The 264-nt window shown below is 66.3% G+C and carries 1 protein-coding gene; it reads right to left on the bottom strand.

Annotated features, from left to right (window positions below; all coding sequences use genetic code 11):
- On the bottom strand, nt 1-264 hold a 264-nt coding region (locus tag SB717_RS36760), incomplete at both ends, for a hypothetical protein (RefSeq protein ID WP_486360802.1).

The raw sequence follows: 264 nt of genomic DNA on the forward strand, positions 1-264 counted from the left end.
TATGCGAGGCGGCTGCGCTCGTCGGAGGCTTGGGCGATCTGCCCATCGAGCCAGACCGTGAGCGTTTCGAGCTGCGTGAGCTGCATCGGCTTCGCGCGCTTCTCGGTCGCCGGATGCAGTGCAGCGATCCCTTTGAGAACCTTGCGGACGTGCGGCGCTTTGGTCGGATCCGGGAAGCCCTGCGTCTGGTGCCATTGAGCCAGCGCCGCAAGGCGCGCGCGTAGCGTGTTGAGCGACAGCGACTCCGCATGGTCAGCGAGGTAC

The sequence above is a fragment of the Priestia sp. SIMBA_032 genome (genome assembly GCF_046535215.1).
GTDB classification, from domain to species: domain Bacteria; phylum Bacillota; class Bacilli; order Bacillales; family Bacillaceae_H; genus Priestia; species Priestia aryabhattai.